This is a genomic window from Mucilaginibacter mali (assembly GCF_013283875.1).
Lineage (GTDB): Bacteria > Bacteroidota > Bacteroidia > Sphingobacteriales > Sphingobacteriaceae > Mucilaginibacter > Mucilaginibacter mali.
This window is the reverse complement of record NZ_CP054139.1, coordinates 224,456-246,514: the sequence shown is the minus strand read 5'-3', so window position 1 is coordinate 246,514 and position 22,059 is coordinate 224,456. Positions and strand designations below refer to the sequence as shown.

19 protein-coding genes and 1 pseudogene are annotated in these 22,059 nt (G+C 40.4%); 12 read left to right on the top strand and 8 right to left on the bottom strand.

What is annotated here, in order from left to right; genetic code table 11:
- The first annotated feature begins 51 nt into the window (after positions 1–51).
- On the top strand, positions 52–327 hold the full coding sequence (locus HQ865_RS01090) for a MerR family transcriptional regulator (RefSeq protein WP_173413113.1): 276 nt from the start codon (positions 52–54) through the stop codon (positions 325–327).
- A gap of 25 nt (positions 328–352) precedes the next feature.
- On the opposite strand, the gene HQ865_RS01085 is transcribed toward HQ865_RS01090, so the two are convergent.
- On the bottom strand, positions 353–1,195 hold the full coding sequence (locus tag HQ865_RS01085; protein WP_173413112.1) for an RteC domain-containing protein: 843 nt from the start codon (positions 1,193–1,195) through the stop codon (positions 353–355).
- A gap of 651 nt (positions 1,196–1,846) precedes the next feature.
- Complete coding sequence (locus HQ865_RS01080; protein ID WP_173413111.1) at positions 1,847–3,028, bottom strand: hypothetical protein; 1,182 nt, start codon at positions 3,026–3,028, stop codon at positions 1,847–1,849.
- Between the two features lie 231 nt (positions 3,029–3,259).
- Here HQ865_RS01080 and HQ865_RS01075 point away from each other — a divergent pair, with 231 nt between their 5' ends.
- The 4 genes from HQ865_RS01075 (at position 3,260) to HQ865_RS01060 (ending at position 7,619) form a co-directional block, all read left to right on the top strand.
- Positions 3,260–3,835 (top strand): Crp/Fnr family transcriptional regulator, encoded by a 576-nt coding sequence (locus HQ865_RS01075; protein WP_173413110.1) that lies wholly within the window; start codon positions 3,260–3,262, stop codon positions 3,833–3,835.
- 350 nt (positions 3,836–4,185) lie between these two features.
- Positions 4,186–6,813: a lanthionine synthetase LanC family protein gene (locus HQ865_RS01070; protein ID WP_173413109.1), complete on the top strand. Its 2,628-nt coding sequence runs from the start codon at positions 4,186–4,188 to the stop codon at positions 6,811–6,813.
- Positions 6,814–6,823: 10 nt separating this feature from the next.
- Positions 6,824–7,270 (top strand): MauE/DoxX family redox-associated membrane protein, encoded by a 447-nt coding sequence (locus tag HQ865_RS01065; RefSeq protein ID WP_173413108.1) that lies wholly within the window; start codon positions 6,824–6,826, stop codon positions 7,268–7,270.
- A gap of 82 nt (positions 7,271–7,352) precedes the next feature.
- On the top strand, positions 7,353–7,619 hold the full coding sequence (locus tag HQ865_RS01060; protein ID WP_173413107.1) for a hypothetical protein: 267 nt from the start codon (positions 7,353–7,355) through the stop codon (positions 7,617–7,619).
- A gap of 53 nt (positions 7,620–7,672) precedes the next feature.
- On the opposite strand, the gene HQ865_RS01055 is transcribed toward HQ865_RS01060, so the two are convergent.
- The 3 genes from HQ865_RS01055 to HQ865_RS01045 are packed head-to-tail and all read right to left on the bottom strand — an operon-like array spanning position 7,673 to position 13,861.
- Complete coding sequence (locus tag HQ865_RS01055) at positions 7,673–9,133, bottom strand: TlpA family protein disulfide reductase (protein ID WP_173413106.1); 1,461 nt, start codon at positions 9,131–9,133, stop codon at positions 7,673–7,675.
- 23 nt (positions 9,134–9,156) lie between these two features.
- Positions 9,157–10,533: a RagB/SusD family nutrient uptake outer membrane protein gene (locus HQ865_RS01050; protein ID WP_173413105.1), complete on the bottom strand. Its 1,377-nt coding sequence runs from the start codon at positions 10,531–10,533 to the stop codon at positions 9,157–9,159.
- A gap of 7 nt (positions 10,534–10,540) precedes the next feature.
- A complete protein-coding gene (locus HQ865_RS01045; RefSeq protein WP_173413104.1) occupies positions 10,541–13,861 on the bottom strand; it encodes a SusC/RagA family TonB-linked outer membrane protein in 3,321 nt (1,106 codons plus the stop codon).
- Positions 13,862–14,292: 431 nt separating this feature from the next.
- On the opposite strand from HQ865_RS01045, the gene HQ865_RS01040 reads away from it, so the two are divergent.
- Both HQ865_RS01040 and HQ865_RS01035 read left to right on the top strand, forming a co-directional pair.
- A complete protein-coding gene (locus HQ865_RS01040) occupies positions 14,293–14,697 on the top strand; it encodes a helix-turn-helix domain-containing protein (protein ID WP_173413103.1) in 405 nt (134 codons plus the stop codon).
- A 7-nt stretch (positions 14,698–14,704) separates the two neighbouring features.
- Complete coding sequence (locus HQ865_RS01035; protein ID WP_173413102.1) at positions 14,705–15,106, top strand: helix-turn-helix domain-containing protein; 402 nt, start codon at positions 14,705–14,707, stop codon at positions 15,104–15,106.
- 93 nt (positions 15,107–15,199) lie between these two features.
- Here HQ865_RS01035 and HQ865_RS01030 read toward each other — a convergent pair whose 3' ends face one another.
- Together HQ865_RS01030 and HQ865_RS01025 are read right to left on the bottom strand one after the other, a co-directional pair.
- Positions 15,200–15,850 (bottom strand): TetR/AcrR family transcriptional regulator, encoded by a 651-nt coding sequence (locus HQ865_RS01030; RefSeq protein ID WP_173413101.1) that lies wholly within the window; start codon positions 15,848–15,850, stop codon positions 15,200–15,202.
- Positions 15,851–15,852: 2 nt separating this feature from the next.
- The gene (locus HQ865_RS01025) at positions 15,853–17,133 is read right to left on the bottom strand and encodes an aminotransferase class I/II-fold pyridoxal phosphate-dependent enzyme (RefSeq protein WP_173413100.1); all 1,281 of its coding nucleotides are present in this window, start codon (positions 17,131–17,133) and stop codon (positions 15,853–15,855) included.
- A 221-nt stretch (positions 17,134–17,354) separates the two neighbouring features.
- Here HQ865_RS01025 and HQ865_RS01020 point away from each other — a divergent pair, with 221 nt between their 5' ends.
- From HQ865_RS01020 to HQ865_RS01005, 4 genes and pseudogenes are all read left to right on the top strand, one after another.
- The gene (locus HQ865_RS01020; RefSeq protein ID WP_173413099.1) at positions 17,355–18,092 is read left to right on the top strand and encodes a DUF4184 family protein; all 738 of its coding nucleotides are present in this window, start codon (positions 17,355–17,357) and stop codon (positions 18,090–18,092) included.
- Between the two features lie 203 nt (positions 18,093–18,295).
- Positions 18,296–19,009: pseudogene (locus HQ865_RS01015) on the top strand (RHS repeat-associated core domain-containing protein); the annotation flags it as partial.
- 19 nt (positions 19,010–19,028) lie between these two features.
- A complete protein-coding gene (locus HQ865_RS01010) occupies positions 19,029–19,700 on the top strand; it encodes a hypothetical protein (protein WP_173413098.1) in 672 nt (223 codons plus the stop codon).
- Entirely contained in the window at positions 19,697–19,891 is a 195-nt protein-coding gene (locus HQ865_RS01005; protein ID WP_173413097.1) for a hypothetical protein, read from the top strand. Before HQ865_RS01010 ends, HQ865_RS01005 begins: the two co-directional genes overlap by 4 nt.
- 51 nt (positions 19,892–19,942) lie before the next feature.
- On the opposite strand, the gene HQ865_RS01000 is transcribed toward HQ865_RS01005, so the two are convergent.
- Complete coding sequence (locus HQ865_RS01000; RefSeq protein ID WP_173413096.1) at positions 19,943–20,293, bottom strand: helix-turn-helix domain-containing protein; 351 nt, start codon at positions 20,291–20,293, stop codon at positions 19,943–19,945.
- Between the two features lie 143 nt (positions 20,294–20,436).
- On the opposite strand from HQ865_RS01000, the gene HQ865_RS00995 reads away from it, so the two are divergent.
- On the top strand, positions 20,437–22,059 hold the full coding sequence (locus tag HQ865_RS00995) for a P-loop NTPase family protein (RefSeq protein WP_173413095.1): 1,623 nt from the start codon (positions 20,437–20,439) through the stop codon (positions 22,057–22,059).

Genomic DNA, 22,059 nt, shown 5'->3' with positions numbered 1-22,059 from the left:
ATAATGGTCAAATCGATTAGATAGGTTTGCCCTCATTCAATTTAAAAACACATGACAGTAGAGCTAATAACAAAGGACGATTTGGAACAATTCCGGCAATCGATGTTGCAGGATCTCAAATTGCTTTTAACCAAACGAACCGAAGAACCGCAGAAATATTTGAAAAGTTACCAGGTAAAAAATATGCTGAAGATATCAGGGGGAACCTTACACACTTTGCGCGCAAACGGCACTTTAAAGTTCACCCGGATCGGGCACATCATTTATTACAATTATGAGGATATTATGCAGCTCATGGACGGCACGGCAAAAAAGGCTAAAAAATAAAAAGCCGGGTACCCGGCTTTTTATTTTACGCGTTCTCATCATCCAAACGTTTTAATATGGCGGCTTTCATCTGGTCAATATATTTCACCTGGCTCACCCGCTTCCTGCCGGAGATAGATTGCCACCTTCTGAATGGTCGCCCTATGTTTACCTGAAAGTTTACCTCCAGCCAGCCCATAATTTCAGTAATCCCGGCGTTGCCATTATTGACCTGGCCAGTCAGCCAAATACCATAAGCCATTTCCGCCAGGTTAATAGCGTCCCCCGTCCACTTTAATGTCACTCTCCTTTTAGTTATGCCGGACAAGGTTTCGGCTTCTTGCGGACTATACAAGCGATCTGTTAAAAATTCCTGTATCCGCTCATTAGTTATAAACCTTGCGAATACATAATCACCGGCGGTTGAAAATTGAGGATCAAAACCCTGCACATCGGGGATCAGCGAACCTGGCGGCTGAGTATTGCGGACAAATAATAAAGCATCAAGTTCAGTGCCGTCAAGCAGGTAATACTGATGCATAAATTTGTTCTGGTCATAATATTTCCTCGTATATTTTAATTCCTGTTCAAAATAACTTTTAACCACTTCGGCCGTATCAACCGGTTTACCTGCTTCGATGGTAAAAATATCCAAAGCAAATAACTGCCGCGCGATGAACTGCGGTTTTACATATTTAAAAAACTGGATTTCCTCATCTGTTGAAGAGAAGGACTGCTGGTTTAACAATGCTTTCAGGTCAGCAATTGCCTGCCTGATGCTGTTGAGCTTACCATTCAATTTTTGCCCTGCTGGAATTCCCATTTCATCAAATAATTCCAGGTCTTCGTCAAGTTGCACTAAACGTACTTTTGCTGCTTCGATTATCATAACTTTAAATTATTTTTAACACCATTTTTTAAAAACCTGCGACAAACTTGGTGTAAAAGACCTTTGTTGTAAAGTGGCTAAGATGGCTGATATTTATGCCATACTCCGTTAAGAATAAGCAATTTGAGAGTAGCAAACCCGAAAACAGCAGCAACCTGGATTATCGATTTTTTTTATTTTTTTTCAGGCATTCGCAATTTGGCTGGTATATAGGTATTTTTGAACTATGAGTTAAAGAAAAATTGTTGAAGATATACCAGCACTATTAACCTTGGTACAGGGAATCGGCTAAATTCATAAAACACACAAGGAAGTAATAGACAGATTGTCCGGGCTTAGCGTGGGCATTGGTTTATTTTGCGTGTAGGTTCTTAGCCGTACCTCCTGTAGCAGATAACCAGTGTCCCACGCTATTTTTTATGGAAATAAACAACGAGATAATACTTAGCATCCCGATTGAGGATTTAGCTCTGAGTCAGGAGTGCAAAATGTTTTTGAAAACTCTTGGGATGCTCAATTTGAAAGATGTAATAATTACAGGCTGGACGGGACTTCGTACAATGAAAGGCTTTAATTATGTGAGCTTTAATGAGGTCATTCGGTTTTTAGATGCAAATGATCTGGTCCATCTTATGGAAAAACAATAACTATTCAGGGATTGATATTATAATACAGGTCAATATGAGCGATCATGATCACCAGCCAGCCTCTTATATTTCTCACCAGCCGATCGGGAAACGGCTTACTGTTTAAAAGGTTTCGCATACTTTTCATGGAAAAGTTCTCTTCTTTCTCCGGTTTAATATGATTGTGGACGAATTCATATAAATACGACTTAAATTTGGTATGCATAAAACCAACCTCTAAGAATACCCTGAATAAAAACATCAACTCTGCTAATGTAACCGCGATGCCGAAATAAAATTTTGAGGTCGGGGCGCTATCAGAACCTTTAAAGCTTTCCTGATAAAGCTTATTTTTTTGCTCCAGGTAATTCAGTTCGGCAGTAATGCTTTCGAGTACAGAAGCCTTTAAAGATTGGATGGTAGGCTCATATAGATGATCAGATTCCACTCTTACCTGATTGAAAATCTTTAACAGATAAAGCAATGCGCCCTGTTGCTCTTCGAAAGCAGTTTCCTTTGTGGTAATTTGTTCTATGTATTTTACGAAATAGGCATATACCTGAATGCTGTTAAACTCGTATCGGACAAACAATTTTAACAACTCTAAATTAATATCTCCTGATTGCGGCGGTTCAATTAGTTTCTCCACTGCGGCGATCAGCTTTTTATGAAAATTCAATTGCCGCCAGGTTTTCACTTTAAATTTATCTGAATTGCTGACCGCATGGGCATAATTCAATACGAGTTCAGAAAGATCCTCGTCAATTTGATGCTGCTGTAAATTGGCGGTCAATCTTGCGATTTGATTTGAATGGCTATCCGGTTCAAAAAACGTCGACGGTAATTTCGCGTCGAGATTAAAATAATCCCTAAAGAACGCACACATATCCTCAAGCACTTGGAAAATATTTATTTGCAGCCATTTAAATATCTGTGGCAGAATAACCACGTCGTTGTCCTCAAATTGGAAATTTGTTATTCCGTCAGCAATAAATATCAATTGAGATTGCAACCCTAAAACATACTTTGATTTTTCGGCATCGTCATGCAGGTTATTAAATTCATCTTCCATTTCCCAGCGCAGCGCAATTAAAGCCTGGCTTAAAAAAATCCTTAAATCTTCTAGTTCTGCCTCGGTTAAATTTTCAAAATTGTAACCAATATAGGTTTGAATGAACCCCTTTATTTTAGTTATAGACGCTGCCATAAGTCATTTCGCTAGGTAGTAAATTGGTATAATCAGTTCAGGGGCAAATTCTGTTATAACAACTAATTCAAAATTAATCATAAAATTCCCCAATAAGGGAAAATTATATTGCTTAATAGGAAATTCTGACAAAAACGTGCGTTTTTTAAAAAGGTGGCTGAATTGGTGCAACCCGCAGCCACTTGACTGAAGCCTTTAGTTTGTAGTTCTTTGTTTAAAAAAACAGTAATAATGAATAGTGCCGCTGATTTTATACACCGCCTGAACCGTACAAAAACACTTTCATTAAAACTTTCTAATTTATTGATGGAAGCGTTTAGAATTAACCGGTTTGAGGCGCAGGAGACGTTCCTTTCTCCTGGCAACCATGCCAGTTGCATTTATTTTATCGAATCTGGTTTGGTAAGGGGAGCAATCGAAGGGCCAGTCGAAAAGTTAAGCACCTGGTTTAAGCGGGACGGCGACATCATTGTGCCGCACGGACTGGTCAACCAGCAACCAAGCGAGGAATATATCAGCGCGGTATTTAAGACCACCCTGATCGCCTTGCCGTTTAAAAATTTGCAAAAAATCAGCGAAACTGTACCCGAGGCTATGGAACTGATGATTTTGCTGATGGCGGAAACCGCCTCTGAGTTACATTACAGGGAAAAACTATTAAGGATACCGACGGCAAAAGACAGATATTCCTACCTTAATGCGAACGAAGATTTTATTCTAAAACGGGTGCCCCAATATCTTGTCGCGTCTTACCTGAATGTCACCAAAGAAACCTTTAGCCGACTGCATAAAGGTTTGCCCTATTGATTTTCCGTAACTTTTATAACCGAATGCTTCCATCAATTAAATATGGTTCATTGTTATTAATTTACGTTATATCAAATTTATTGCCGCCAATTTTTTAGAACTTAGCTCTATTTTACCTTTTCCAATTATTTGATTATTTGAGGTAACGCGGCCACGAATATCAGAAGCCCGGTAAAAAAAAAAGCACTACTTTATCAGTTGAAATGCCGGAGAAACAAATTGATTTTCCGCAACTAAGTTCCTGCATTACTTGGTAAATTTTTTTAGGGAAAAAGCGGATGTTTAATATTCTTCATTAATGACCGAAATCTTTTCCAACCGTAGCTTTAACCAATAATTAATGCTGCAAAATGGAACAGCCTGCTTTTAAACCTGATGGCGTGACTTCAACGGATGCTGCGGAAAGCCCGTTAAGAAGTCGTCCATTGGTGGGGTATGATTTTTATTTGGAAAAATCCGGTTTGGATTTTATCTCGGACGGAGGCTATTTGAGGGTTGGTAATTTTCAATCCGAAAGTGGCTGGGTATTATATATTTCCATAGTTAAAAAACAATTTGCCTTACTTTTCGAGGCAGTACTGCCTTTCCTGAACTCAGCGAATGTAACCTTTTTCATACCTGAAAATGCAGGCGTACATTCGATGATACTTGATGGTGGCCTGGGTTTAAACCAAACAGGAAAGGTAATCATTATCCAGGTGTCCAATAAGGAAAGTCTGCCCATAATCGCCGGACAACTGGTCAAGAGCACGGAAAAATTCCTGGGTCCAGCCATCCCCGGCGCAAAGCTGATAGGCAGCTGTGTCTATACTGAATATAGGGTATCCCCGCCTGGAACGGAAGGATTAAAATTTGACAATGATCTCAGATGGCCTTTCAAAAAAATATCCCCGGAACCACTTGCCAAAAAAACAAAATGGCTAAAAAGAAAATACCTCATCGCCAGTATGATTAAGGGTGACATTAAAGGAAATGTTTACAAGGGTCTGAATTTCAGCCAGTGGTCAAATATCAAATGGTGTATCATTAAGCAAGGAAATGCAAATCAATGTTACGATGATGCTGATAGAACGATCAGGGACAGGCTTGAATGGCAATTTCATGTTCAGTCTGCGCTGGATGGAAAGGTTGCTTTGCCAAAAGTTTCAGATTTTTTTGAATTGGAGAGGAGCACGTATTTAGTAATGGAGTTTATAGAGGGCAATTCTTTATACGATATGTTTAATGGTCTGCAGGGAGGAACCGCCTGGTTCGCATTGGAAACACAAAATAAAATAGCTATCATTAATTATCTCCTCCAAACGCTGGATATCCTCGGAAAATTTCATTCTAATGGATTCATTCACCGGGATTTAAGCCCTTTAAATTTTATGGTTACTGCTGACAATAACGTGATAGCGATAGATATAGAACTTTGTTTTAATTATTTGACAAATCAGCCCAATCCCGCATTCACCTTAGGCACTCCCGGTTATATGTCACCCGAACAAATCAGGTCGAACATACCTTGCGTAGAGGACGATATTTATGGCATTGGGGGATTGATACTCAGAGCCTTTACTGGTCTGTCACCCACAAAATTCAATCCGGATGATAAGGAAAAGTTATACCTGGATTTAATGTATCACCTGCAAAACCAAAGAATTGTCACACTAATTTGTTTATGCCTGGATAATGACGCGGGCAAACGACCCACGCTCGACAGGATAAGACATTGCCTGGAGGTCTATTCTTCCACCGTTTTAACTGAAAGCAAGGGCGTTAACTCAAATTATAAATCGGAAGCTGAGCAAAATTTCGTGAGCATGTTTACGGATGTTTTATTGTCTTATCAAAAATACCCGTTGTTAGGGAAAAATAGTACCTGGTATGCAAAGTCCGAAAACGAGGATAACATTATTTCAAATGAATTTAAAAGTTACTCCTGGTTTCCCGGTTTTTATTCGGGAACCTGCGGCATTGTTTACCTGCTTGCATTGGCTGACCATTACGGATATGACCTATCGGATAACCGCGATTTTCTTTATTCTAATTTAGACTTAGTGACTGCCTATTATCAAGAAACCATGGTGCCAGAATGTGGACTGTTGAATGGCTTGTCAGGGTTTTGTGTAGCTAAGGCTTTGTTGATTAAATATGATTTATTTGGAAGGCACATCGCTAATTTCGATAACATTTCCAGCCAGCTTTCGCAGGTCAACGATCAGATAAACCTCGCAAATGGCGTGGCGGGACAGGGAATAGCTATGCTGTTATGTGCGGACTTATTGAAATTCCCAGCTTTTGCATCATCTGCCGGCAATATCGCCAATCAACTGATGCGGGAGCAGCATAATGACGGTTCATGGTCGATTAATAAAGATAATACTTCTAAAAAGGGTGTAAAACATACCGGGTTATTTTATGGCATAGCTGGTATCACTTATTTCCTGCTGGAATACGGGGTTAGGTATTGTAGTGAAGAAAGTAAAGCCGCTGCCACAGCTGCATTAGGCTGGTTGCTAAAAAACAGACGGTCAGAAAATGGACGGCTGATATGGTCTGTAAATTCAAATGGCCAGTCTGTTAATCCCTGGCTGGAATATGGGTTTACCGGTGTAGCTTGGTTATTTATCAAAGCGTCTGAAATATTAAATGATGACGCTTATTACGAAGCCGCCAAATCAGCATTGTTAAGCCACCCTCGCTTTATCGCAAGTAATTATTTAAGCCAGGCTAATGGCTTAGCAGGTTTAGGCGAAGTCTACCTTGAAGCATACCGCGTATCTAAAGAAAAAGAATGGTTTGAAAGGGCATCACACATTGCGGCATTTTTAGCCCATTGCGCAAAGATACAGGAAGACGGCAGCACCTATTGGTTAGATGGCAGCGAAAATTTGCCGACCGCAGGTTTTATGACCGGTACCGGTGGCATACTGCATTTCTTATTACGGTTTCAACATCCGGAAAAAATTGGCTTCCATTTATTCTCAATTTAAAGACATATAAATGAAAAAGGAAATAATAGCAGATATCTTGGTTACACTCATTTTTATGATGTTCCTGTATGCCGCATTCAGTAAATACTTTGATTTCTCAGGATTCAAAAGAGCAATGGGTAATCAACCTTTTCCCGTATGGCTCAGTCAACTACTGGTTATTGTTCTTCCCCCGGCTGAAGTTATAACGGCAACTTTGCTGCTCTTCGAAAAGACCAGGAAATCCGGTCTGATCGCGACCATTATCCTTATGATTACGTTTACCTTTTATATTATAGCCATCTTACTGCATTTATATCCGGCAGAACCTTGTACCTGTGGTGGGATCATCAGGCTGCTGACCTGGAAGCAACATCTGTTATTCAACCTTTTTTTCATAGCGATTGCGGTTATCAGTTTAAAAATAACCCCTGGGAAACGACAGGAAATAGCCCGCTCTGCTAGAAGTTCACTGTAATTAAAAATATTTCACGCGCGAAATCAGGTTAAAACTGGTCCTGGACTTAAAACCGGTAATATTTAATTAAAAAAATACCATTATGAAAAAAATTAAAATGGCCTTTATGGCCCTGGCTGCTATCAGCAGCGTCGGTGGTGCATTCGCTTTTAGCCCTGCTGCAAAAAAGAATGCTACTACGTATTATGCCCAAAAATCTGGCAGCAGTTTTATTTGGGTAACATCAAAACCTCATTTAACTTGCCAATCAACCGCTTTAAATGTGGCCTGTACAATTGTTACCTCTACGCCACCTGTTGACGGGCAAATGCCGGCAGGACAGACTGTGACCAACCAGGTTTACCGGTAACAAACGGATAACGCCCTTTGTATAGTTCGCAAAGGGCGTTATTCAATTTGTCATTAGTTATTTAACAGTCTATCAATCTTACCGATGAGGTCTTTCCCGTTGTCGAACCGGCAGTCTATTGGATTTTCACACCAGTTTCCATTGGCATCAACCAATTTTAAGGTGGGGGCACTATAAGTATTTGTTTTATAATACAAAGGGTCAGCGATGCCGTTGCCTGAAGTATAAAGGTTGATTTCCTGCGGAGACGTTGTATAAATCCCGTCCCGGATGCTATTTTTCCACAGATTAAAATTCTTATCCGAACTTATACTGATAAACACCACTTTGCTATTGTTTGCATACCGTGATTCCACTTCCCTTAACTTTGGGGTCAGTTCACGACAATTTCCGCAGCCTGTAAACCAAAAATCAAAAACAAGAATTTTGCCTTTGTAGTCTGTTAAATGATGGATGACTTTGTTGGAGTCAAGTAAAGTGAAGTTATAGGCTGGAGATCCCGGAATGCATTGACAATACTTATCAAGGGCCGCTTTAAAACTATTATTGGTTATAATTTTTTTGGCATCATCATAACAGTAACCGACGTCGTTGGATTTTGGTGCAGATAATATAAGAAACGTAATCATCTTTTCCCTGACCAGTCCCGAATAATGAGTTTTAAAATAAATGTACTTTTCTTTTAAGTCCGAATTGTCCTTAAGTGCATTAAAATTTTGGTGGTCTATAACCTGTTTCAAGGCATAATCTGTCGCGAGATTTTTACTAAAATAAAAATCAGATAGTGAAGTTTCAACATCAGGACTGCTATAGGCCCGTTTTTTAAAAGGAAGCCAAACATTTTTTAAAACAGTCTGAATGGAATCTTTTTGTGCCTGGCTGTAACCGACATTAGAGTACCAGTAAAGCGTATTGGCAATTTCTGATATCATACCGTTTATATAGGCCTTTAACATTTTAAAGCTGTGGTTATCAAGCCGCCCGCGTTGTGTGTTTAAATAATTATTGCCTGCGGCAAAAGCGTTTTGAGAAGCGGTAATAAGCAACGGCAAGCCGGATGCCCCGGAAGCATTGGGGGCTGCTGCTGCTGCTTTTAATGCTGGAGAATTCCATATTTCGTTTAGCTTTCGCAGCACGTTTGTTTTTTCCGCACCTTTCCCTGTAAGGGCGTTAATTACAACGTCACTGCCGCTTATATGTAGTTGGTCGCCCCGTTTTATAATGATGATATCGCCGCTGATCCGTAGACGAGGAATCACCAAAAGGCATTCATAGGGAAGATCATCGGTTAGGGGAATATTTATTTTAAATTGTTTTTCCCTTACAACGCCGTCATAACTCTCCCTTAATTCCTTAATACTATATGGAAATTCGCCGTACCTGTAAACTAACAGGCGAACAGTATCCTTGTCCTTCAAATGTGAAAACTCACCAGTAAGGACGGTTCGTTTGCTTTGCGAAAATCCTGTAAAAACGCTTATGACAAGCGATAAAATCATTGTTATTTTTTTCATATCGGATTTATTGCTGGAAAAACTTAGCGCGGGTTTTGAGGAATGGGATTTAAGGCTATTTCGTTATCTGGTATTGGTAGTGCATACCGTGGATCATTGGGTGCGATTGAATAAGTAACCCCGTTAATATTCCTGTACAGCGTAATTGCAAAACGGGTGTCTTTGTTTAACCGACGCAAATCACTCCATCTTAATCCGGTAAACAGCAGTTCCTTTCGTCGCTCTTTTAAAATTTGTTTCAGCGCATCATCGGCGGACACAGCCACTAAAGGTTTATATGTACCCGTCACCCATCTGTTCACCAGTAAGGCATTGAGGTCAGACATGGCCGATGAGGTACTGTTCAGCCTTGCTTCACATTCTGCTTTGGTTAACATTATTTCATTGGTGGCAATCGGGGCAGCATTAGCGTTATTAAAATCGAACTGGCTGTTGAACTCGATCTCACCGTTATTGTTATAAAAAAAGATGGCCAGTCTTAAGTCATGCGGATCGTTGAAGGAGTGATAAACGTTACTATCAACCTGGGCTGAGAAGCTATTCTCATCATAGCCTATCATGCTGGCATGAAATATTTCTTCAGGTGAAAAATTCGGATAAACAGGAAATGCAGAGGGGTCGAGCTTGTTGAAATCCTGTAATTTGTTGTAAAGCGCCAGGCAATCGGTGGCATATTTTAACGATTTATTATAATTACCCATAACCAGGTAAATTCTTGAGAGCAGCCCTAATACCGCTGCTTTTGAGGGCCGGGTCTTTGACGTTGACTGGTCGGCCAGCAAGGGAAGTGCAGAATTGAGATCATTAATGATCTGCTCATAACATTGACTTTCGGTCGAGCGTGGAAGTTTTGAACTTAAGTCCGGCATTAACGGTAATGGAACACCTAAATCTTTGGCGGCTGTCGTCGAATCATAAGGCATCGCAAACGTCTGAACGAGGTTGTAAAAGGATATAGCCCTGTAAAACAAAGCGGAACCCTTTATCGTGTTAGCGGCTGTCTGCTGACTATTTGAAGTGTGAATTGTCGGAAGGATTGACAATATGGTATTGGCATAATAAACGGCCTGATAAGGAAAATTCCAGTCCCCCACGTTCGTATTCGCTGAGTAGATTTCCTTTGCCCATACATAGGCATTTTTTCCGGAAGCAAAACTGCTTGCCCACAGACCGGCATCGACAAAATAATCGTCCGTTGATAGCAGACCAAGTGAAGGATAATTTCGGTTAAATATATTTTCATTACCGATCAGTAATTGTAAATCCGCAAGAGTGGAGGGAATGTTCAGGGCCTGATTTGGCTTGGCATTAAGCAGGTCATCCTGTTTCTTGCAGCCGCTAAATACTATGGTGGTTATAACCAAAAGCAGCGGTAAATAATATGGATGGTTTGTTTTCATCTTTTCGTTATTTGAAATTTGATTTAAGTCCAATGGCGTAAGTTCTTGGTAAAGGAAGGCTTGTTATTCCGCCACCGGTTATGGAAAATACATCTGGGTCGAGGCCATCATGATTTGCCCGCCAAAGAATACCGACATTGTTAATGTAGCCATATATGCTAAGGTTGGTAAAAGGTGAGTTTTTCCAGATAGATTTGGTGAGGTCATAACTTATTGAGATATCCTGAAGACGAATATGATCGCCATTGTCAACCAGTGTTTGCGAGAACGTATAGAAAAAATCCCTGTTATCGTTAACAGGAGGCAAAGGCATGGAAGGGACTGTGGTAGTCAGCTCATCTCCTGGCTTTTGCCATCTTTTGCTAAAATCCTTGTTCCCCAGCCAGTTGTTATACAAGGCGCCGTATTGTACGGATTGTTTCCTGAAGACATAGCCGAGCTTATAAATAATATTGAACGATAGTGTCCAGTCCCCATAAATAAAGTTGTTTCTTAATGATCCAAAAGATGCTGGTCTTGATGGCCCGTTGTAAACTAAATCGTTCACAGATGTATTGTTGATGATGGCAGAATAGTCTGTGCTCAGTTGGCCGTTAAGGTATCCCTGCGGATCGCCGGTATTATGGGTCAAAGTACCCGACCGAAAACTGTAGACTGCAAATAGCGGGGCACCGATCAGTGGCGTGATAACGCCCGAGTTGCCGTCGCCTTGTGTTAGAAATGACGTGAGTGTGGACTGAACACCATACTTGTTAACTTTATCAAATGAATAGCTATAAAGAAATGTAGTAAGCCATTTAAATTTCTTATGGTATATATTGCGGCTGTTGAGCGTTATATCTGCGCCATGCCCGGACGTACTCGCGGTATTTCCAAAAAATGTGCTGTATCCCGTTGACGGCGGAAGCGATGAACTCCCGAACAAATTGTCCCCCTGTTTAAAATAAAATTCAACAGAACCTGTTACAGCCTGGCTTTTTGCACTGAAGTCAAATCCGAGGTTTATTATGCGGTCTTTTTCCCATTGCAGTTCCGGGTTGCCAGGATTGGCGATGATATTATAAGGCGTTCCCGAGTAATATGAATTACTTTGTTCCTTTAGGGTTGTGACAGCCGTCACGGTTTTGTTTATGTTGCCGTTATAACCAAATGTCAACCTTAACTTCGCGCCTGGTAGCCATCCGATATGGTAAAAATCTTCCTTGCCAATATCCCACGAAATACCTGCTGAATATAAGGGGACGGCTTTCTGATTAGCGTTGACCCCAAAAAGATTTGATTTATCGATCCTGCCGCTAACTGATAAAGTATATTTATTATCATAGGTGTAAGCCGCATTTGTAAAATAGGAAATGAAGTGGTCGGTCGTTTGTGTATAGGCCTGGCCGTTGGGAATTTGCATTGATCCCATTCCACGGGGATTCAGGCTATAAAAGGTTAAATAATCAATATTTGTAAAATTTGCATCTGTATTCTTATCGTATCCGTAAGCCGTACCCTGATCCGCCAATTTATTGATCGCAGAACTCCATTCAGACCCTAAAATTGCGCTAAAGGAGTTCTTGGAATTCCAATCTTTAGAATAATTAAGCTGACCGCGCAGATGCTGGGACAACAAAGACGCGTTGGCACCCTGCAGTATGCCGCCTACGGGTATTGGATAGGACAATGATCCGCTGGTGCTTTTTTGCGTGAACTGGTTGATCAGGTTTCTTGTATAATAAGTATTTGTATTAAAATAATTGCTGAAATCAGATTGACTGTTTTCATACACGTATTTAAATTCAGTGCTAAATCCGTTTAGGAAACTATATTTCAGCCCGAGATTTATCCGGTTATCAGTTATGCCAGAAGTGTTGTCGGCATTACTTAACTCATCAAGCGGGCGATAATTCCAGTCAAGGTATTGGGAGTTGGCGGGATTATTAACAAAATTTGAAGAGAAGCCATGAATAACAGGTAATGCACTTCCATTTGCATCGGCAATTTGCGCGTAAGGGTATAACTGGCTTTTGCCGCTAACACTTCTGATGCCGGAAAGGGTGCTATTGTTCTGCTCATTTGATTTCGTATAAATAATGGCGGTTGATAACTGTAAATTTTTAACGGGGTAAAAATTGTAATTGCTGTTGATGGTGATCCGGTTATTGTTATTTCCGACCTGGTTAGTTAAATCATTATCATACCCCAATGATAGATAATAATCACTTTTATCGCCCCCACCCCTGAAATTCAAATTATACTGCTGATTAGCTGATGTCCGGTAAAAATATTTCGCAATCTGTTTACGCAAGTCTAAAACCCTGAGAACATTGATTTGATTGTTGGCATCTCCGTTTGAAATTGTTCCGGCACGCTCATTTGCCAGTATTTGCACAACGGGTGAAACAACCTGATAGCCTGAGTTTAAGGCGCTGTTATAAAATCCGTTGGCGAACAGGGTTTGCTCGACATTAATAAACTCGTTTGCGTTAAGAAAATTGGGATCATAAAATAAGTTCGGTTTTGCGCCGATGGTCAGGTTCGCATTTAACTCTACCGCCATTTTTTGATTTAATTTCCCTTTTTTCGTCGTAATGACGATAACGCCATTACCTGAACGAACACCCCAAATGGATGCTGCGGCAGCATCTTTTAATACGGTGATGCTGGCTATGTCGTTAGGATTAATATTGTTTATATCACCATCATAAGGAAAATTATCTACGACAATTAGAGGCTGGTCGTTGGAAAACAGGGTACTGTGTCCGCGAATGCTGATATCTAACGTTCCAGTAGAGGTTGCACTCGTATTCCTGTTAAAAAGTAATCCCGGAACAACACCTTCTAGACGGCTGATTGCATCTGTGCTGATCCGGCGGTTTATAATGGCGCTATCTAACTGAACAAAAGAGCCGGTCGCCCTTTCTTTGGGCAATGTCTGATACCCTGTGGATACGATTACTTCTTTAAGCACGGAAGGGTCGCTGACAAGCATAATTTGTATCGGCCCTTTAGCTGTTTTGTCGAACCTTACCTGCGCGGTTTTGAAACCGACATAGGTTATGATCAAATATCCGCTTGTATCCGCAGGGTACAGCCGAAACTGACCATTACCATCTGAGGATGTTTTAATCCCGGTTCTTGCTTCGGCAATAGTCGCTCCGGGTAGCGGCTCATGATCTGCTGACATTACCGTTCCGGCAAGCGCAAAACGATCCTGGGCATCAGCATTATTATATGGGATAATCAATAAAACGGCTAAAAAAAAGAGAAAAGTATTTGTTATAATATAGCTGCGCATCAGGCATAGCAATGCCATAGCGATCTTGGTCGTTGTTTTTTTCATTTAAATTCAGGGAACTTATTGAGGAGCGGTTAATTCAATCATCCAAAAAACGGCAGCCAACTAAAGAATAACTATTAACTGATTGGAGGCTGCCGTTACCCTACCTGTCATTCAGGGGAACAAATGATGTTTTTTATAGGGTCTTGAAGGGTAAAGGAAAAGGCCCTGCCTCGCGCAGGGCAAAATACCGGGTATCCATTAGCCGTTTGAATACTGACCGGACTAAAGTATCTTTTGAAATCAGCAGCCAGAATAATTTTCTCATGGGATAATCTCCCAAAAACTATTTTCTGATAAAGTGGGCTATTGATTATCTTGCACATAATTTAACAACCGAAATAAGTTAATTTTCACTTATCGGGGAAAATTATTGCGTTGTACTTTACGCTTTTCAAATTGATTTTTACTAACTTTAAAGCATATTATTTCCAATGGAAGAAACCTTGTTTAACAAAAAGCCATTAAGTATCGGACAGAAAGTCGAAAGGATAAGAACTTTCCGTGGATTCAAACAGGAGTATCTCGCTAATAAACTTGGCGTTTCTCAGCAAACAGTTTCAAAGATTGAGCAACAGGAGGAAATTGAAGAGGAACTGTTAAAGCAAATTGCTTATGCATTAGGCGTTACACCTGAAGTAATAAAGAACTTTGATGAGGATAGAATTACCTATCACATTAATAATGTATACGATGTTCATGATTTTGAAATTAAGGACAATGGTAATTTCATTGCTCAACAAGTCAATCCAATAGAAAAGATAGCTGAACTATACGAACGACTTTTACAAAGTGAAAGAGAGAAGTTAGAACTTTTGAAAAACCAAAATAAGGCTTGATTAATATATGGATTCAGTAGTAAATGATAAGCCGTTACATATCGGTAAAAAAATTGAAAGAGTTAGAAAGCTCCGGGGATTGACTCAAGAAGATGTGGCAGTTGGTTTAGGAATTACTAAACAAGCTGTATCAAAAATTGAGCAAAGTGAAAATATTGAGGAAGACAGATTAAAGCAAATTGCTGACGTATTAGGCGTTACTTTAGAAGGTCTAAAAAGTTTTAGAGATGAAACTGTTCTTTTTACCGCAAATTTTTATGAAGGAAGTTCAGTAACAAATAGTTCTATAAACACAAGGGAGTGTACACAGATCAATAATCCGATTGAAAAAATTATTGAACTGTATGAGAGCATTCTTAAAGTCGAACGAGAAAAAATAGATATTTTAATGAATAAAAAGAACGACTAATACCGTTTATTATTTAGCCTCAATTATAAAAAAATTAAAATATTCAGCCTGTCTGACTTCAGGAAAAACAATTGGTAATTACTTGAAATGCTTTTAATTATTTGATAGTCCTGCGCATCGGTAGGTGTCTGCTAAAATAGTACTTATCGCACTCTTTATCCTTTCTATCCCCTCTTTTGTATTTACATCAATTTGACAGAATAAACTATCATTAGATTTGGCATGAAGCACCATGTAGTAAATTCCGCCTACCAGTAAACCGGCAACTGCGCGCAAATCAACCTTAGCTCTGTCTAATTCCTTGTCAGCGAGCTCAAAAAAATGTGCTCCGAGTTGCTCACGGGTTTCGGCGACCTCATACATTATTTGGCTTTTTTGGCTGATTTGCCATAAAATGATTTTTTGCATTTCTTCATTGTTATAGAAATGCTCCAATTGATTTATTAACAAGGATTCAAGCAACTTACAGGTGCCCGACGCTTTGTTCTGTTCTAACAATTGATTGGCACCATTAGAAGCTCCTGCAAAATAATCTTTACTCCGGACGTATTGTTCAATCAGATTATCAACGGTGCCAAAATAGAAATAAATCAATCTTTTATTTAATCCGGCTGCCTTAGCAATATTTGTAGGGCCAAGTCCTGAATACCCTTTTTCTTTTATAACACAGCCAACCGCTTCCATTAAGCGCTGCATTGAACGCTCTTTATCATTTGTTTCGCCTTGATATCTTTTTTTGGTCATGTTTATTCCCTTTTGGTTGAGGAAATATGCAACTTTTGATCAATATATTCAAACGCACTGAGTGCTTTATCTAAATGATCACGGGTATGTGTTGCCATTAAGCTGGTTCTGATTCTTGCATTTTTTCTCGCGACACCCGGATAAACGATGGTATTAGCGTAAACACCTGCTTTCAAAAGCAATCGGCCCGCATCACCAGTTTTGTGGGCATCGCCAATTTTCACCGGTATAATTGCCGATTCTGTGTTACCTATATCTAATCCTAAATCGGTTAATCCTTTTTTGAAATAAGCTACATTTTCCATAAGCATTTTACGCCATTGGGGTTCCTCGTCGATTAAATCGATTGCTTTCAGCAGACCTGCCGCTGCTGGTGTAGAGGTTGATGAAAAAACCTGCTGCCTTGACTGGAACTTTAAAAAGTTGATAATTTTCGGATCAGCTACGATGAAACCACCAACATGGCCGAAAGCTTTACTTAACGTTCCTGATATGATATCAACTTTATCAAGCATGTTAAAGATTTCTATTGCACCACGTCCTGTCTCACCTAATACACCGATTCCATGAGCGTCATCCACCATTAAAAAACCGCCGTATTGTTTGGTTAACTTCAGGATTTCCTCCATTTTGGCTAAATCACCGTCCTGGGAGTACACACCATCAATAATTACCAGCCTTGTCAGGAATTTATCGTGTGCGTCTTTTAAAATCCGTTCCAATGTTTCAAGATCATTATGCAAAAACATTTTAACGTTAGTTTCTTTGCATCCCTCATAAACACTTGCGTGTACCGCCATGTCCAAAATAGCGATATCCTCCTTTTTTAAAAGTGCCAAAAGTGTTGCGCTGTTGGCGGTGTAACCGGTAGTAAAGATTAACGCGGAGTCTTCACTTCTGTGAAAAAACTTAGATATTTTTCGCTGCAATAATTCGTGATAATCATGATGGCCACCAATTAAGGGCGAGGCTCCGGCTCCGGTGCCATATTTTTCAATTCCCTCAATTGCGGCCTGTTTAACTTTTGGATGTTGGGTAAAGTTCAGATAGTCGTTAGATACCAGGCTAATACATTTGGTTGGTGTTTTGTTAAATGGCGATGTTACCCACATTTCCGGGCCGCAGCCATTGATGCTGGTCATAAATCTAAAATTCATTTGGCCATTTTCTTCCATATAGTTGGTAAATTCCTGGAATACTTCAGCTCGTTCAAATGCGTTTAAGTCCGGAATATTTTCAAAGTCCTTAAAACTTGCTTTAAGAAAGTTAATGTTAGTTTTCATATGAGTAGGATTAATAGATGTTTACCCATGCAATTTACAAATTTAACCGAATAGGGAATTTTGCATTTCATTGCATTAACTGTTTGTTTTACAATTAAATGACAGTAAAAATCTTTAATGCCTTATAAATAAGGCTACGTAGATCGTTTTAATCCTTTGGCTCTGGTTTATTACATTACTATCTTTATCAATCTCGCTTTTAATGATTTGATTTCTAAAGCATGCCTTTCACCTTTGCTCATCCTGCTATCGTCCTTCCTCTTGCGAAATTATCTAAACATTGGGTTTCAATTACAGGATTGATTGTGGGAAGTATGACACCAGACTTTGAGTACTTTTTGAGAATGAGGGTTAAAAGTATTTATAGCCATACTTGGCCAGGGCTATTTTGGTTTGATGTTCCTTTGGGTTTGTGTATATTAATTATTTATCAATTTCTAATTAAAGATAGCTTAATCGAACACCTCCCAACTTCATTGTATAGCCGATTTGTCGGATTCAAAGGAACGGATAAAGACTATTTCAAATTTCAAAATTTAATAGTCGTTCTCACTTCTATTTTAATAGGAACTCTATCTCATATTCTTTGGGATGGATTTACCCACCCCACAGGCTACTTTGTAAAACTGATACCAAACTTATCCAGCGATTTAAATTTAGCGGGGCATAATATCGCAGTTTATAAAATTATTCAGCACGTTAGTACCTTGATTGGGCTTGTGGTCATTTGTGTTGGTGTATTTTCATTAAAGAAGAGTAATAAAAATAATGAAAATTCCATTTTAATTTATTGGATATGCATTGGATTTGTTGCTTGCTTAACGGTAATAATTGGATTTGTAACAGGCCTTAAACTTTATCAGTACGGCGACCTAATTGTGTGCGCGGTTTCAGGGTCGTTTTTAGGATTATTCATTACTTCTACAGCATTCAAATTAAAAATCCGCCCAATACTTTAAATTCGAATAAAAGGTCTTAATATTGTTAGTTCACAGCTATCAATTAAATAATTTGCACTTAAATATTAAGGTCAATGATTATCGCGCCAAATTTAACTATTAGTTATATTAAAAATTGGATTTTTGATTGGTTGAGCCAAAGACTTTTCGGAGCTTTCGGGCAATTATCGTAAGCAATTACCCCGTGAGATTACGGTGCACGTTTCTACGACCCTGTAATTGCGAGGTGGACTGCTATTGATCCTCTTGCGGAGAAAAATAGCCGATGGACACCCTATAATTATGCGGTTAATAACCCTATTAGGTTTATAGACCCTGATGGTCGAGATACTGCTCAAAGAAACGCAGCTGTTAGGGAGGCAGGGAGATGGGTAGCAGGAAATGATAATGGAAAAGGTAATACGTATAGGTTAGGTGCGAAAGGCGAGGATGGCCCCGGTTCCGAAATCGACTGTTCTGGATTAATTACAAAAGTTGTCGTTGCTGGAGGCGAAAAAGACCCTAACCACGGAAAAAGTAATGGTATAACCAATATTGACAAGAATCTACCAAATGTTGATCCAGAAGATGTAGTACCAGGAAATGTCGTCACATTAAATGGCAATAAGCATGGGGGACTTATTACTTTGGTCCAAAGGGATAAAGATGGCAATTTTGTAAACTTACAGATGACGGATTCAGGTGGAGATCCCTCAAGTGGAACTTCTGGACCGAGGGTAAGCAACCTTATACAGAATGGAAAAGTTATGTATTGGGGAAAGCGAATTGTAAGTTTTAATAAATTTGATACTAAACCTGATGCACCGGCATCAGCACCATCCAATAATAAACCCCAACAACAAAGCCAAGGCGGTTTATGGAATTCAATAAAGAGTAGTGTAGTTAATACTTTTAATTACATAATGGATAATATGTAACATATCTAAATTGCAGAAAATGAATAAACGACTTTTAATATTACTTCTAATCGCAACAGCCACATGGACAAGTTGCAACAGCAGCTCGACCAAGAGTTCATCCGACTCTTTAAACAATACTGGCGATACGTCCAAAGCAGTAGCAGATGCTAAACAGAAAGCGATTGATGCTCAAATGGCTAAAGGCAATCGCTCCGATAGTGAAGAAGAAACACCTTCGCAATCGGATGAAAAAAATAGAATATTAAAAAGCTATGATGATGTTAAAACAATTGATACCATGTTAGTTAATGGTAATGACAGCTTAAACTTTCATCTAAAATATTATTGTCTGAAGAACACCAATTTATTGGTACCCAAGTCATATGATATTGATAAGAGCGCTCCCAAAGACTTCTTAACACATGAATTTGCATCAGATGTGTTACTTGTCAATAAGAGAGATACTGTTTTGAAAAAGCAGTTTAGAGCAAGCGATTTCGCCCCCTACTTTAAAGATGAATTCGGAGGTAACCTAAAAAAATATGGTACTATATTGATGCCCAATCTTTCGCGGAGAAATAAAGATAAAAGTCAAATAGTACTGGTTTATTCTCTTGCAATACCTACAACAGATATAGGAAAAGGGGTATTCTTAATCATCTCAAAAAATGGTGATTATAAAGTGGTTGAAAATTACAATGGCCAATGAAAAAGCTTATCCTATTACTACTACTAAGCATGGCTTTTACAGTTCATGCGCAAACAGCGCAGCAGGACAGTGCCCACAGTGCCTATCACCTGAAGCACAAAAAAGACCCCAAGCAGCATAATCCCTATGCGTTTGCGGACAGTGCAACAGGCAAAAAGCCAGCTGCAAAGCCGAAGAAAAAAACAAACTGATACCAATGACAAAGCCCCTAAAATCGGGGCTTTGTTCGTTTATAGCAATTCTTACTTTACATATTCCTGGATATGCCTTTTGGTTAGAAAGGCGTCAATAAAAACTTTCACAATATGCTTATCTTCAGCGTTCAATAACTCCACTTCTTTAAACTGTTTAAGCAGTTCCCGGTCGGTCAACTGTGCCGTCACTGCCGGGTCATCCACATCCTCATTTACCAGATAATCGGCAGTCGTATCCAGCGCTTTGGCCAGCTTAGAAAGCATATCTGCTGCCGGTTTAGCTTTGCCTATCTCATAGCGGCCAATCTGCACATAGGTCAGCCCGACGATTGCGCCAAGCTCTGCTTGCTTCAGTCTTTTTTGGGTACGTAGTTCCCTGATCCGGCTTCCTAAACTCATTTTTCCTTTATTCCTTTAACTTCAAAAATACTAAGAATGATACATAAAATGCGTGGTAAAATACAAACGAGTATCACTTGCTTTTATGAAAGCATCATCATTATAATTGCCGAATAAAAAAGTATTATATAAGCACATAATAAATGAATGTAATACCAAAGTTAATTACAGATAATCCAGAGTTGTTACTTTATATTGATGGCAAATCGCATACAACAGTCCTGGGCGGTATTAAACTGACCGGCTTCGACCGCTTAAAAGTAACATTGAAGATAGTCTTTGGTGGCAACACCATCAAAGCCTTTCGCCATAACCTCGACCTGTATAACAGCGTGCAGTGTGAGCACCTGGTGGAAAAGGCTTCCGAGGCGCTGGACGTTGCTGCCGCTGAACTGGCCGGGATCATCAGCCGCCTGACCACTGCACTGGAAGATTACCGGTCCGAACGGCTCGAAGCCATGAAGCCAAAGCAGGCGGAAAAAAAGCAGCTCACCGAGGCTGAGCGTAAGATCGCCCTGCAATACCTGAAAGCGCCAGGCCTGCTCGGACGGACCCGGCAGGCGATCTCAGCCAGCGGTATTGTCGGTGAAGAAGTGAACAGCCTGATCGCCTACCTGATCTACACGTCCAGAAAGCGGAATACACCGCTGCACCTGATGTGCCTGGGGCCGTCCGGCACCGGCAAGACCTGGCTGCAGGAACGGGTCAGCGAACTGATCCCCGAAGAAGATAAGTTGGAGATCACCATGCTCTCCATGAATGCCTTTTACTACTTCGGTAAGGATGAACTTAAAAATAAGCTGCTGTTGATCGAGGACATGGACGGTGCGGATAACGTGCTGTACCCGCTCCGGGAACTGCAAAGCAAACGCCGGATCAGCAAGACCGTCACCCTAAAGGACAGCAAGGGTAACCTGAAAACGGTTACGCTTAACGTGGAGGGGCCGGTATGTGTCAGCGGCTGCACCACCCGCGAACAGCTTTATGAGGATAACGCCAACCGCTGTATCCTGCTGTACACGGACGATAGCCCTGAACAGGATAAGAGGATCATGGACTACCAGCGCAAGCAAAGCGCCGGGCTGGTTGATCAGCAGGCTGAGCGCAACGTGCGTGAGCAGCTGAAGAACGTGCAGCGCCTGCTGCAGCCGGTCAGCGTTAAAAACCCGTTCGCTACCTACCTGCAACTGCCGGAGGCCATCTTCAAGCCCAGGCGCACCATGCTGCTGCTTTTGTTATTCACCGAAACCATTACGTTCTACCACCAGTATCAGCGGGAATTGCAAACCGATACCACTACCGGTGAGCAGTACGTAGAAACTACGATTGAAGATATTGAGGTTGCCTTTTCGCTGCTGGAAACGACCTTGCTCAAAAAGAGCGACGAGTTAAACGATGCCTGCCGTTCATTCTTTGAAAAACTGAAAGCCTGGCTAAGGCAAAACGATAGCGAAACCTTTTACAGCAAGGAAGTGCGCCCGGTCTTTCGCCTCAGCCCAAGCAGTCTGAGCCGTTATCTGTACGAACTGGAACGCATGGGTTATATCAAGATCGCGCGTGGCAGCCGCTATAAAGGCTTTGAATACAAGGTACAAAGCTGGGATGATCTGGAAAACCTGACCAATGATGCCCATGAAATGATGGAGAATATCCTGGCTGAGATACGTAAGGTAAATCATAGTAGCCCAGGTGTAGCCCAAAGCCCTGATGGGTTACATAAAGTACAGAAAACCAGCAAGAAAACCGCAGTAGCCCAACAACAATAA

What these genes read in the sequence shown, in the direction of transcription:
- HQ865_RS01075 (WP_173413110.1), top strand. Translation starts at nt 3,260, where the DNA reads ATGAATAGTGCCGCTGATTTTATACACCGCCTGAACCGTACAAAAACA.
- HQ865_RS01000 (WP_173413096.1), bottom strand. Translation starts at nt 20,293, where the DNA reads ATGAGTTTAGGAAGCCGGATCAGGGAACTACGTACCCAAAAAAGACTG.
- HQ865_RS00995 (WP_173413095.1), top strand. Translation starts at nt 20,437, where the DNA reads ATGAATGTAATACCAAAGTTAATTACAGATAATCCAGAGTTGTTACTT.
- HQ865_RS01050 (WP_173413105.1), bottom strand. Translation starts at nt 10,533, where the DNA reads ATGAAAACAAACCATCCATATTATTTACCGCTGCTTTTGGTTATAACC.
- HQ865_RS01025 (WP_173413100.1), bottom strand. Translation starts at nt 17,133, where the DNA reads ATGAAAACTAACATTAACTTTCTTAAAGCAAGTTTTAAGGACTTTGAA.
- HQ865_RS01060 (WP_173413107.1), top strand. Translation starts at nt 7,353, where the DNA reads ATGAAAAAAATTAAAATGGCCTTTATGGCCCTGGCTGCTATCAGCAGC.
- HQ865_RS01080 (WP_173413111.1), bottom strand. Translation starts at nt 3,028, where the DNA reads ATGGCAGCGTCTATAACTAAAATAAAGGGGTTCATTCAAACCTATATT.
- HQ865_RS01055 (WP_173413106.1), bottom strand. Translation starts at nt 9,133, where the DNA reads ATGAAAAAAATAACAATGATTTTATCGCTTGTCATAAGCGTTTTTACA.
- HQ865_RS01090 (WP_173413113.1), top strand. Translation starts at nt 52, where the DNA reads ATGACAGTAGAGCTAATAACAAAGGACGATTTGGAACAATTCCGGCAA.
- HQ865_RS01065 (WP_173413108.1), top strand. Translation starts at nt 6,824, where the DNA reads ATGAAAAAGGAAATAATAGCAGATATCTTGGTTACACTCATTTTTATG.
- HQ865_RS01010 (WP_173413098.1), top strand. Translation starts at nt 19,029, where the DNA reads ATGAATAAACGACTTTTAATATTACTTCTAATCGCAACAGCCACATGG.
- HQ865_RS01070 (WP_173413109.1), top strand. Translation starts at nt 4,186, where the DNA reads ATGGAACAGCCTGCTTTTAAACCTGATGGCGTGACTTCAACGGATGCT.
- HQ865_RS01085 (WP_173413112.1), bottom strand. Translation starts at nt 1,195, where the DNA reads ATGATAATCGAAGCAGCAAAAGTACGTTTAGTGCAACTTGACGAAGAC.
- HQ865_RS01030 (WP_173413101.1), bottom strand. Translation starts at nt 15,850, where the DNA reads ATGACCAAAAAAAGATATCAAGGCGAAACAAATGATAAAGAGCGTTCA.
- HQ865_RS01045 (WP_173413104.1), bottom strand. Translation starts at nt 13,861, where the DNA reads ATGAAAAAAACAACGACCAAGATCGCTATGGCATTGCTATGCCTGATG.
- HQ865_RS01040 (WP_173413103.1), top strand. Translation starts at nt 14,293, where the DNA reads ATGGAAGAAACCTTGTTTAACAAAAAGCCATTAAGTATCGGACAGAAA.
- HQ865_RS01005 (WP_173413097.1), top strand. Translation starts at nt 19,697, where the DNA reads ATGAAAAAGCTTATCCTATTACTACTACTAAGCATGGCTTTTACAGTT.
- HQ865_RS01020 (WP_173413099.1), top strand. Translation starts at nt 17,355, where the DNA reads ATGCCTTTCACCTTTGCTCATCCTGCTATCGTCCTTCCTCTTGCGAAA.
- HQ865_RS01035 (WP_173413102.1), top strand. Translation starts at nt 14,705, where the DNA reads ATGGATTCAGTAGTAAATGATAAGCCGTTACATATCGGTAAAAAAATT.